The organism is Hymenobacter sp. YIM 151500-1 (genome assembly GCF_025979885.1).
GTDB lineage: Bacteria > Bacteroidota > Bacteroidia > Cytophagales > Hymenobacteraceae > Hymenobacter.
The window spans coordinates 81,129-92,427 of record NZ_CP110140.1 but is presented as its reverse complement, the minus strand read 5'-3'; the positions used below and the strand labels follow the sequence as shown (position 1 = coordinate 92,427).

11 protein-coding genes are annotated in these 11,299 nt (G+C 58.9%); 7 read left to right on the top strand and 4 right to left on the bottom strand.

Annotation, left to right across the window (positions count from 1 at the left end):
* Positions 1–7: 7 nt before the first annotated feature.
* From OIS53_RS20350 to OIS53_RS20320, 7 genes are all read left to right on the top strand, one after another.
* Complete coding sequence (locus OIS53_RS20350) at positions 8–154, top strand: helix-turn-helix domain-containing protein (protein WP_264682577.1); 147 nt, start codon at positions 8–10, stop codon at positions 152–154.
* Between the two features lie 176 nt (positions 155–330).
* Positions 331–2,025 (top strand): hypothetical protein, encoded by a 1,695-nt coding sequence (locus OIS53_RS20345; protein ID WP_264682571.1) that lies wholly within the window; start codon positions 331–333, stop codon positions 2,023–2,025.
* A 144-nt stretch (positions 2,026–2,169) separates the two neighbouring features.
* Positions 2,170–2,799, top strand: coding sequence for a DUF305 domain-containing protein (locus OIS53_RS20340; RefSeq protein WP_264682569.1), 630 nt, complete (start codon positions 2,170–2,172; stop codon positions 2,797–2,799).
* A 175-nt stretch (positions 2,800–2,974) separates the two neighbouring features.
* Positions 2,975–3,868 (top strand): DUF4396 domain-containing protein, encoded by an 894-nt coding sequence (locus OIS53_RS20335; RefSeq protein ID WP_264682568.1) that lies wholly within the window; start codon positions 2,975–2,977, stop codon positions 3,866–3,868.
* A 98-nt stretch (positions 3,869–3,966) separates the two neighbouring features.
* Positions 3,967–5,214 carry a hypothetical protein gene (locus OIS53_RS20330; protein WP_264682566.1) on the top strand — a complete coding sequence of 416 codons (1,248 nt, stop codon included), beginning with the start codon at positions 3,967–3,969 and terminating at the stop codon, positions 5,212–5,214.
* Between the two features lie 174 nt (positions 5,215–5,388).
* On the top strand, positions 5,389–6,003 hold the full coding sequence (locus tag OIS53_RS20325; protein WP_264682565.1) for a DUF4062 domain-containing protein: 615 nt from the start codon (positions 5,389–5,391) through the stop codon (positions 6,001–6,003).
* Positions 6,004–6,025: 22 nt separating this feature from the next.
* The gene (locus OIS53_RS20320) at positions 6,026–7,465 is read left to right on the top strand and encodes an RNA-binding domain-containing protein (protein ID WP_264682564.1); all 1,440 of its coding nucleotides are present in this window, start codon (positions 6,026–6,028) and stop codon (positions 7,463–7,465) included.
* A gap of 529 nt (positions 7,466–7,994) precedes the next feature.
* Here OIS53_RS20320 and OIS53_RS20315 read toward each other — a convergent pair.
* From OIS53_RS20315 to traK, 4 genes are all read right to left on the bottom strand, one after another.
* Positions 7,995–8,183, bottom strand: a complete 189-nt coding sequence (locus OIS53_RS20315) for a hypothetical protein (RefSeq protein ID WP_264682562.1) — start codon at positions 8,181–8,183, stop codon at positions 7,995–7,997.
* A gap of 126 nt (positions 8,184–8,309) precedes the next feature.
* Positions 8,310–9,470, bottom strand: a complete 1,161-nt coding sequence (gene traN, locus OIS53_RS20310) for a conjugative transposon protein TraN (protein ID WP_264682561.1) — start codon at positions 9,468–9,470, stop codon at positions 8,310–8,312.
* Positions 9,471–9,476: 6 nt separating this feature from the next.
* Entirely contained in the window at positions 9,477–10,673 is a 1,197-nt protein-coding gene (gene traM / locus OIS53_RS20305) for a conjugative transposon protein TraM (RefSeq protein ID WP_264682560.1), read from the bottom strand.
* 10 nt (positions 10,674–10,683) lie between these two features.
* Positions 10,684–11,298 carry a conjugative transposon protein TraK gene (traK, locus tag OIS53_RS20300; protein WP_125423234.1) on the bottom strand — a complete coding sequence of 205 codons (615 nt, stop codon included), beginning with the start codon at positions 11,296–11,298 and terminating at the stop codon, positions 10,684–10,686.
* Position 11,299 lies beyond the last annotated feature (1 nt).

Genomic DNA, 11,299 nt, shown 5'->3' with positions numbered 1-11,299 from the left:
GCTAAGCATCGCCGAGGTGGCGCAGCAACTGGGCTACAGCAGCCCGGCGCACCTCTCGCGGCAGTTCCGGCAGGTGACGGGCCTCACGCCTACCGAGTTCCAGAAGCTGGGGCCGGCCTCGCACGCGCGCCGCAGCCTGGATTCGCTGATTTAGTGACGAGTAAGTGGTCGGTAAAGGACTTGTAAGAAAAAAGCTGCCGTGTTATTAACGCCGGACTATTTTTTACTGTTCACCAGCGCAGGAGCCATTCACCAGGCCTTCCGGCTCCTGCGCTGCTCATGACTAGAGGGTTACTTGTCGACTTTACGTATCTTTTTTCCGAGCCCGCTTTGCCCGTTGAGGACTACCTCTCCGGCATCAGCCGACTACGGCGCCTCCAATGCGTGTCGCACCTGCTGGGCTACCTCAGCCAGGTGCCCGCTCCCAAGCGGAACCATATCACCGACATGCAGCAGTTCTTTGGCGCCCACAGCCAGCGGTTTGCCGACGAGGTATTTGACCGGGCGCAGCTGCTTCAACAGCAAGGTCATGACCGGCTAAGCTTTTTGCACCCCAAGACGGTTCTACAGCTGTACAATTACTGTTTCGAGTTGCTGGATGAGCCGGACACCAAGTCCGAGGCTGAGTTAGAGCAGAGCTTGTTCAAAGCGTGCTTGGTGCTGAACGGCCCTTATATCGCGGAGCAGGACCATGCTTCGGCCGCGGCGAAGGCGCTGCTTCCGACGCAGCCGCTCGCGGCAATGGCCCTGGCGCTAACGTTCTCGGACTTTGAGCTGGTGAACCTGCGTCTGCTCCATATTGCCGTCCTCCAGCTCATTAAGTCAGTTCGGCTATTCGAGTTCTTGGAGGCGGAGGCCCGTTTTGCCCCATTGTTGCAGGCATTTCTCCAACGTTTCGGCTGCCGGGACTGGCCCGAGTACTTCCGTAAGCTCAGCGGCGTAACCAAACCCGTCATGCAGGCAGAAAATCCGGGGCGCATTTCCGTGGAGATTCCCGATACGCAACCGGACTACGAAGCGGACCGGGCCTTCCTGCGCCACTTTGCGCTGCGCGAGGGCCAGCCACTGGATAAGGCTGACTTTACCAGCCTAAGGACTACTCCGCTGGTGGAAGAAACACCCGGCACTTTCGTGCTGGCTTACCCGGTATTGGTGGTGGAAGCCATGCACAAAGGCCTGTACTTCCAGTTCAATCTGGCCAACCGGTCTTTGCCGAAAAGCCAGCGCGAGCCCGACTGGCGCTCGGTGTACTGTGACTTGTTTTCGGAGCAATACCTCCTGTACATGCTGCTCGATGCCACCTTTCGCGGCCGGGGCTTAGCCCTGAGCGGCCGGGCCATTTTTGACGGGTGGAAGTTGAAAGGCCAGTCGGAGCCGGATTACTACTTCCGCCACGATAACCGGGCCGTGCTCTTCGAGTCGAAAGACGTGTGGGTGAATAAGGTGGCCAAGGCCGGCCACGACTTCGCCACGTACCTTGACGAGGTAAAGAAGAAGTTCTACGAAGACGAGAACCAGCACCCCAAAGCCGCCAGGCAGTTGGCCGGCAACGTGGAGCGACTACTGCGTCAGCAGTTGCCCTTCGATACCGATTTCAACCCAACAGAGTTGATAATCTACCCGGTGCTGGTGGTGCACGACCGACTTTATAACCAGCCCGGTCTGAATGTGGTCGTCAACGACTGGTTCCAGGCGGAGCTGGCCAAGCTGGAGCAGCAAGGGCTACCGGTGCACAACGTGCGTCCGTTGATTATCATTGACGTTGATACGCTCCTGGCCTATCACGAAGATTTCCGGGATGGGCGAATGGTATTCGAGGACGTGTTGGATGAATACGTGGCCTACCTGCAAGCCCCGGTCTGGGCGGGCATGACGCCAGCCGAGGATGAACAACGGCAGATGCAGAGCATCCACCCGTTTGCCTTGTTTCTGGAAAACTATGCCGAACAGCGCGATATGCTGGGCATTCCCAGAGAGATGCTCTATCAGATTCTGCCCATCGTCAACCGAGGCGCAAACGACTAGCCGGCACGGTAAAGCTGGATATCAGGCGAAGAACTGCGGCTGGCGGGTGCCGGCAAATTATGCAAGCCTGGGAGCAAACCGTGCAAATCCAGGGCAATGGCCAGCCGTTTCACTAATCAGCAAATTTCCCTCAGACCTGATTAGATGAAAAAGATACTTCGCTTCCCGCTGCTGGCCGCGTTTCTTGCCTTGGCCTCCCTCCCATCCTGCAACAAGGACGACTCTGACAGCCTGAAAGTACAGGCCCACGACGACAACGTGTTCATGAAGCAGATGCATGCCATGATGGACCAGATGATGGCGATGCAAAAAACGCAGGACCCCGACCACGACTTTGCCATGATGATGAAAATGCACCACCAGGGCGCCATCACCATGAGCCAGGAAGAGCTGCGCAGCGGCAAAGACGCCGACATGAAGCAGATGGCGCAAACCATCATCACCAAGCAGCAGGCCGAGATTCAGCAGTTGGATGCTTTCCTGAGCAGCCACACCCCGCAGCAGCCGGCCGTGCCGGAGTTCAACGCGAAGCAGATGGAAAGCATGCAGCGCATGATGCAGGCCAATGACCTGCGGCCGCTCACCGGCGACATCGACTTTGATTTCGCGCAGCTCATGGTCGACCACCACCGTAGCGCCATCGAGAATTCCCAGGCCGAACTGGAATACGGGCGCACCGCAACCATGAAAACCCTGGCGCACAACATTATTGACGACCAGGAAATGGAAATAAAGGACTTGCAGGCCTGGCTACTGGCCCACAAGAAATACTAGTGCTGCCCCGTAACAGCACGGTAAGCAGGGCGGCCCTATGGGCCGCCCTGCCTGTTTCCAGCATTTTATCATCGCCTTTTGACTTCCGTTTATGTCTCCCATGCACGCTACACCCTGGGCACCCGAATGGCTTTTGTGGGGTTGGTTCGGCCTCACCCTGTTATCTGTCGCCTATGTGGCCTGGGACCTGTTTACCAGTACCCCGGAGATGAAAGTGATGAAGTGGGGTTGGGTACTGGTCACGCTTTACACCGGGCCGGTTGGGCTGCTGGTCTACTGGTTTTCGTGCCGCGAGCCCGCTCCGGGCACCCACGAGCAGTTTGTGGCCCCACTCTGGAAGCAGGCCGTGGGCTCGACGATTCACTGCGCCGCCGGCGACGCGACCGGCATTATCGTGGCCGCGGCCATCACCGGCTATTTCGGCTTAAGCATGGGCACCGACATCTGGGTTGAATACGCCGCTGGGTTTGCGTTCGGACTGTTCATCTTCCAGGCGCTGTTTATGAAGGACATGATGAACATGAGCTACGGGCAGGCCCTGCGTAGCTCCTTCCTGCCGGAATGGATGTCGATGAACGCCATGATGGCCGGCATGCTGCCTACCATGGTCATCCTGATGACGCGCGACATGCGGGCCATGGAGGCCACGTCTCCCTGGTTCTGGGCGGCCATGTCGGCCGCTACGCTCGTGGGCGTGGTCGTTGCCTACCCCATCAACTGGTGGCTGGTGAAGCACAAGCTCAAGCACGGCATGGGCACCGAGCGGGCGTTGGGCAAGGGCGGCAGCCCCACCGTAGCGGAGCACGGCTACGCCGGGATGATGATGAACGGAATGCCGCCCGCTACGCCCGCGATGGACACCACTGCGCACGCCGGGCACGCCATGCCCAGCATGCGCCCCACGGGAGATGACTATGTATCGGCCGGGCGCAAAGCACTGGTTACCCTCCTCAGCCTGCTGCTGTTGGCGGCCGGCTATTACGTGGCGGCCCGGTTCGGCGACCTGTCGATGCGACCCGGGCAGCCCATGCACATGCCAGAAATGGCTATGCCCGGCATGACGCATTAAGCCGGGCGTGGGCGCCAACTGGCCGAAATTTTGGCGGGCCGGTTGGCGGGGCACGGGCTTCTGCGCATCTTAGTAGTTACAACGTATCCCACCCCCGTATGCCCGCACCGCTACCGCCTCTTATCCAGCAATACAAAGCCGATTCCGAATCCGTTTACAACACCTGGTTCATCAACAACGAGGAGCGCCTGAAGGCGTTTCGCTCCATCCGGCGCGGGGTGCAGCAAGTCGTCAAGGACATCAAGGCGGGCAGCTTCGGCAACGACTTCAAGGGCACGTCGCTGGAATTCGTGCTCAGCGTCATCAGCGAGCAGAAGCAGGTGTTTCAGGGCGCGGCTCACCCTTTTTATTGGAAGCCCAAGCTGCGCATTCCTGACATCTACGAGCACGAGGAAAACAAGCGCGCCTTCGGCCAATTCTTGGAAAGCTGCCTGGCGGCTACCACTGAGCAGCAGCTGCTGCGCGAAATCGATTTGCTGGACCGTCGCAAAATCAAGGGGCTGGGCCCGGCCGTGGCCAGCATCCTGTATTTCCTGCACCCCACGCTGATGCCGCCTTTTAACACGGCCATCGTCAACGGGTTCAACGCGCTGTTTGGGGAGAAAATCAAGCTGGGTTCTTGGTCGGAGTACCTGCGCATGCGCGAGCGGCTGCGCGACCTGAACCAAGAGCACCGCCAGCACCTGAGTCTCGATTACGGCGCCCTAAGCGGCCTGCTCTTCGACGTGGGCGTGAAGAAGATGATTGCCGGCGACCAACAGTTTGCCAGCGACGAAGACCGCGACAAATACCAGCAGCAGGCCCGCAAACGCCACCAGGAGGTGCAGACCGAGGCTCAGGAAGAAAACCAGCACACCGAGATGCAGCACCACCTGCTGCGCGTAGGCAAGGCCTTGGGCTGCGACGTGACGACGGCCATCAACGACCGCAACCGAATATGCGCCGGCCAGAAGCTCTCGTTTTTATGCCTCGACCAGCACCCCGAGTTGCCCGTGTCGGCCGAGGTGGCCACCACCATTCGCCTCATTGACGTGGTGTGGTTTGCGCCCGGCACCAACCGTGTGGTGGCCGCCTTCGAAGTGGAGAAGAGCACCAGCATCTACTCGGGCATCCTACGCCTGACCGACCTGGCTTTCTCCATGCCCGAGCACGAGACGGCGCTCTACCTGGTGGTGCCCGACGCCCGCGAAAAGGAAGTGCAAGCGCAGCTCTCACGCCCCGCCATCCGGGCCGCCGGCGCCACCATTCGCTACATCCTGTTTTCGGAGCTGCGCCAGCACTGCGAGGCGCTGTGCAAGTTCGGCGACTCGCCGGCGGCCATGCTCAAAATTGCGCGCTCGGTGTAAGAGCAATGAGCCGTTTAGGAGGGAATAAAATAGTTAACCACGTTTCTAGCCACAATCTGTGGTTATCTCTGTTCGGGCAACCGGTTTAAAAAGTTCTCCTTTGACCACTTCCGGAAGCTTCCGGAAGCTTCCGGAAGTGGTTGTTTTCTTGCAAACCCGCTACTTTTAGGTTCTATGGCTAAGGCAAGGCGCTTAAATGTGATGGTGAGTTCCTCCGTTTATGGAAATCAAAATTTGCTTGACCGCATTTACGCTACGCTGAGTGTGAATTACAACGTATGGATGTCACACGAAGGCACCGTGTTTGTCAATTCAAAGGTGGGCAACTTTGCCAACTGCATCGCGGCTGTGGAAGAATGCGACGTGTTCCTTGGAATTATCACGGGCAACTATGGGAGCGGCATTGAGAAAAAAGGCGAGCCCAGCATTACGCATATGGAAATGCGGCGGGCACTGGAGCTGGAAAAGCAGCGCTGCTGCTTGGTGCATGAATCCGTAGTGCTGGCGCGACAACTGCTAAGTCCCTATCGCCTGGACCCAGAAGCAGGGCCGTTTCGAAAGGACGCCGATGGCAACTTGCATTTAATTGAATGGCCTCGGGGCAATCGGGTAATCAGTGACCTACAGGTACTGGATTTGTATGAGGAGATGATGCGCTTGGACCTACCCATAGCCGAGCGTACCGGTAACTGGGTGCAGACATACCGAACCGACGAAGATGCGCTCCGGTATATCGCAACCCAGTTTGGAGATGTAAATCGAATGCGGAGAGCAATAACTGGGCAGTAGGTTCTGGAAAATAGCCTTAGAGATGACAAACGAGAAAGCAACTAACGCCTACGTGACTACTCCCAGCGACTTAGAGCTGTTGCACCTGCCTGAAAGCCAAACTCTGGAACGGCTAAGCAGATACAACCTGACAACTATTGGCAGAACGGTTTGTGCCTTTCTGAATGGTGAGGGAGGACGCGTGCTGGTTGGAGTAGAGGATAACGGCAAAGTCGTCGGCATCCCCCAGGCAAAGGAAGCAGTCGAGAAAGTGCAGAAAGAGATATTCTCGCGCGTACAGCCGCCTGCTTCCTGCATGGCTAGCCTCCTGGAGGTCAACCGACAAGACGTATTACTGCTGGAAGTAGCTCCGGGTGCTGATGGCCCCTATACTTATGCGCACACTATCTATGTGCGGGAAGGCAATGCAACGCGCAAAGCAACCCCTAAAAATGTCATTGAGTTAGTTGGTCAACTGGAAAGCAATCCGCGCTGGGAGGCCCGCACCAATTTGCAGTGCGACTTGTCGGACTTGGACGCCAGGGAGTTGGAACGAACAGCCGAAGATGCTAATCGCCGACGATACACCGACCTGCCAGCAGAGCCGGAGCGACTGTTGGATTCGCTCTACTTGATTCGAGGGGGCGCACTGACAAATGCGGCCGTAGTACTCTACGCAAAAGAAGCAGCTCGCTTCCTGCCACAGACGCGAGTACGAGCCGTGCATTTTGCCGACGAGAGTCGTGAGCAAATGCTGGATAATAAGTCCTTTGAGGGGCACGTGTTTTCATTGCTAGAGCAAATGAGCGGCTTTCTGCAAACTAATTTGGCCATTAAGGCCTCTTTAACAGAAACAACTGGTTTCGTACGAACAGAATCAGTTTCCTTTCCACCGGAAGCATTGCGTGAAGCTTTGCTAAACGCTATTGTGCATCGGGACTATTCCCGCAGTGACGGAAGCATTAGCTTGTCTCTTTTCCCTCGGTATCTAGAAATCTGGAACGCCGGAGGATTGCCGGAAGGCGTTACCCTTAAGAATTTAAGGGAGGGAGGAATATCTCGTCCCCGGAATCCTGATTTGGCTCATGTATTACTCTTGCGCGGCCTTATTGAACGAATGGGCATTGGGGGAAGGCGCATCATTGAGGCTTGTAAGAACGCCGGGTTGCCGGCGCCCAAATGGGAAGAGAAGGCAGGTGGCATGCTATTAACGCTGCGTTTGCCTGGGGCCGCCAGTACAGCTACAATCGGGGAGGGAGCCCGTTCGACTGCTGAACTCAACCCACGGGTATGGAAATTTCTGGCAACGCTTACTGCCGGGCAGGAATTTACCGGTCGGGATTACCAGCAACAGGCTGCCGGTGAGGTATCTGAACGACAGAGTCGCTTGGACTTGGCCCAAATGTTAAAAGCACGGGCAATTGAGCGCCGCGGCAGCGGAAAGAACACCTATTACGTGCGCACGGAACAGGAACTGAAATAGCTAGCTGGCCTTGCGTACTGTAGGAAAAGTCGTCTTAGCAGTATGCGACTTGCCCACGCGCAGCTAGCTACTCGTGACTGTGAGCAACAAACGATAGACTACTAATTTAAATAGGTTGGAGAAAGGGCTCACAAAGGGCTCACCATTCGTGGGTAGGAATGGCTGAAAGGGCCTGTGGAGCGCGAATACTCGCTTTTTAGCGGGTAGCTAGGTCATGGCAATGGGCTCAGTATGGGCTCAAGGGCTACTGATTGGCAGCCTAAGGGCAGAATCTGGTGCGCTCTGGGAAATAGATAGCTAAATGACGACTTGCTGCTAGTGCTGGCCACCGCCGAGTCGGCTAGGTTGCGCAGCACCCAGGTTATCCAGTAATCATTACAAAGTGTTTTCTGTGCTTCGGGTAGAATGCGGCTCAGGCGGTAACGCATTGGTTAGTGTTTCACAGAAGGCCCAAACGCCAAACACCCTTCCGCTGCCTTGGAAAGGCAACAGAAGGGTGTATTAGGCAATACCACCGGAAGTGAAGCTGCTAGTGATTATGAGGGCCGTAGCGGTCCTGGGGGCTGCGGGAGGCCCGGTGCATAACGGAGCTGGAAAGGCGGAAGAACTTGTAGCCGAAATAGAGTAGCAGGCCCCAAGTGGCCACCTGGGCTCCCCAGGCCGGGGCCCAGGATGAATAGAGAAAGATAACCAAGGCGATAAGCAGCAGAATACGCATAGCAGTAGGGATGAGAGTGAGTGCCGAGCCGGTCGTTTGCCCTGCTTGTTCTACCCAGTAAACGAAATGATGCCGGTTTGGTGCACGCAAGGCAGCTAATCAGCAAGGCGCACAGGTGAATTGTGGTTACCGGAAGCCGCGGGCACGTAGCAGGTCGCTGTTGGAAAGCTTGAGCTTAACGTTGCGCCCGCCTCCCTTCTCATACACCTCGACAACCAGGTTTTTCTGGTCAGGAATCGTGAACTTCTTGAACACAAATACCTGCTCCAGCTTACCGGCGGCTTCAATCTTTTTCAGGTTGCCGTTGTAGACGTAGGTGGGCGTGAGCTCAATGGCCTGCTCGGCCGTGCGCTTGGCCACCTTCTTGTCCTGGATGTAGAACTTGATGAAATCCACGTCATAGGTCACGTTGGAGCGGTTGCGCAGGTGCAGCGGGAAAAACAACGTTTCCTGCTGGTAGCCCACGCGGCCGGCGCGCACGCTGAGCTGGTTTTTCGTGTCGCTGGCTGCCGCGCCGCCGCGCGCCAGCGCCTGCTTAGAAAAAGCATCCAGGTTGCCCTGCGGAATGGGCGTATTCGATAAAATGGCCTCGCTGCCACTGCCGGCCCGGGCGGTATAGCTGGTCATCGTGCTCAGGTCCAGGCTCAACACCTTGGGGTCGTGCTGGTAGTTCACGACGAACATATACAGCTTGCCCCCGGAAGTAAGTACGGTCATGTTGGTTTCGGTGAGGCGGTTGCTGGCCGCCTTCACGCGCACGATGTTGTCGGCGCCCGTGGCTTTGGCGGCCAGAATGCCGGAGTTGCCCAGGTCGACGTAGGTGACCGGGTAGGGAAACACGAGGTGCGTGGTTTTCTGGTCTGAGACGTAGAGCGGGAGCACGGGCAGCTGGGCGGGGCCCGCGCTGGCTGCGCCCAGGTCCAGGCCCAGCTGGCGCGGGTTGCGCTGGTAGCCCACCACGAAGGAGTAGAGCTTGCCGCTGGCCGTGAGCACGGTCATGTTGGTTTCGCTGAAGCCGCTGCCGGCCGCCTTGACCCGCACGATGTTCTCGGAGCCCGTGGCCTTGGCCGCAATCAACCCGGCGCTGCCCAAATCGACATAGGTGACCGGGGACGGGAAAACCAGGTGGGTGGTTTTTTGCTCCGACACAAACAGCGGATACGTCGCTAGCTTCGCCGGCGCCGCCGGCGCTACGGGCCGGGTGCTGGCCAGCGTCGTGGATTGGGCGAGGGCGGGCGCGACGGCCAGGCTGAAGGGCAGGGTGCAGAGGGCAAGGGCGATTCTCATAGTAGCTTATTTATCAATCTTCAACATGACCTGGTAGCCGGCTTTCAGGCGCACTTTGACCAGGCGGATTTTCTTCTGACCGAGGCCCTTGACGGCGGTAACCGCGACGCCGGCCGCGGCCAGGGTGGGGTCGGCGCTCATGGTCATGGCATCGGCGGCGTTCAGCCCGTCGGCACCGGCCTGCTTGGCCGCGTCCCGGGTAATGGCGCCCGGGATGTGCAGGCCTTCCAGCCCGTCCACGTCGTAGACTTCGAGGGCCACCGGAAAGACCCGATTGCCGGTTTTCAGCGTTTCGATGCTGATGTTCAGCCGTTCCCCGGCCAGGCTGCACTTGCCGTAGATGAAGGTGTTGGCCGGTAGGGTGCGGCCATTGACCACGGCCGATTCCGTCAGACGCATTTTCACCAGCGAGCCGCTGACGACTTCCTGCGATTCGTGAATGACGGCCGGCAAAGTGTTGGCATCTTCGGTAGCCGCATGGCCGTCATCCAAACCGGTAAACGAGGCCGTGCGCCGTCTGCCCGTGCCGCCCCCGCCCAGCCGGGAAACGACGGCATCCTCATCGACCACGTTAGCCCGGGTGCGGGCTTTTTTCCTGGTCTTGGCCACCGCCGGCGCGGCCGGACGGGATACCCCTCCCCCACCGCTGTTGCTTTGCGCCAGCAGCTGGGCCATCTGCAGCTGAGCATCCTTCTCGGCCAGCTCCCGCTCGTGCTGGCTGCGCATCAGCTCCAACTGCTCCTGGGGCGTGAGGGCGCCGGGCGCCGCCGTCGGGGCTACCGCAGTACCGGGCGCAGTCCCACCGTTCAGCTGAGCCTGCTGGGCGGCAATGAGCTGCTGCTGGGCTTCCACCACGGACTTGTCCACCGACCCGTTGGGCCCAGGCTTGCCGTCGGCACCGATGGAGTAGGACAGGCCCGAGCCGGCCGCCGTATCGAGGCGGGCGTCGACCAGGCCCCGGTTGCGTAGGGTGTCCACCGGGCTGGCGTAGGCTTCGAGCTTGCTGGCGGTGATGGAGCCTTTTTCGGCCGTAGGCAGGGTGGTATTAAAGCCGGACGGTACGTTCTGGGCCTCGGCGGGCGCGCCCTGCCCGCCGCCGCCCAGGTAGAACATAACGGCCAGGAAGGGGACGCCCACCACCGGCAGGAAGGTGGCCATCTTGCGGGTGCGCAGAAATTGCGCGTCGTGCGGTTTGGTTTCCATCGGGTGGGACTTAGCGGGGCTGGGTGCTGAGGTCTTCGTTGCGCAGGACCCGCCAGTTCTCCATCAGGAAGCCGTGCGGGTTGTTCTCCGAGCGCGTCACGTCGCGCAGGGAGCATTCCGAGAGGAAGTTGCGGGTGGTCACCGAAGTGGCTCGAATTACCCGCTGGTGCCCGTAGCACCGCGCTACCAGGGGACGGGAGTTGGTTATCACCACGCTGTCCACGCTCATTTCCAGGCTGATGTTGGCGGCAATCAGGTCGTTGTAGAAGCCCTTCTCCTTGAAGTTCTCGTACTGCCGCTTCGCGGAGTTGTCGGCCAGGTACAGCGCCTTGTTCACGTTGCTGTCGATGGCTTTCTGATCGGGGTCCAGGGTGAAAAACAGCTCGTGGAAGCGCGTGACGTGGGCGCGGGCCTCCACCGGCCGGTTGGCCCGCGCATCCCGGGCGCCGGCCGTGAGCAGCTGCCCGCCTTCCAGCACGTAGATGCGGTTGGCGGCCGCCGTGGTGGTCTGGAATGCGAAGTAGGCAATGGCGCCGGCCAGCACCAGCACTGCCACGATGAAGAGCAGGGCCAGCGTTTTGACCTGCTGAAAGGCGGAGTCGATGGTTTTCAGGGATGCGAACATG